Consider the following 288-nt stretch of genomic DNA (forward strand, 5'->3'; position numbering starts at 1 on the left):
GTGGGCCTGACCAAGGTGAAGGCTGGCATGTCCGAACTTCGAGCCATGGTCGAGTTTGACCAATGGCGCAAGAGGCTGTTGCCGGACGCCAAGACCTTGATGGGTCAGTCTTTCCACATGCAGTTCTTGGGCAACCCAGGCACTGGCAAGACGGTCGTGGCACGCATGGTGGGACAGCTCTTGGTGGAAATGGGCGTCATCAAGAAGGTGGAGAGGAAAGAAGAGAAGGACAGCGACGTCTTCGTGGAGGTCTCCCGCGCCGACCTGGTGGCGGAGTACAAGGGCCAC

At 59.4% G+C, this 288-nt stretch carries 1 protein-coding gene; it reads left to right on the forward strand.

From position 1 onward, the window contains the following. Window positions 1-27: 27 nt before the first annotated feature. Window positions 28-288, forward strand: a 261-nt coding sequence (locus ACYQ78_RS39440; protein WP_459806111.1) for a hypothetical protein, incomplete at its 3' end; no start/stop codon positions are given.

This window comes from Herbidospora sp. RD11066, from assembly GCF_054661255.1.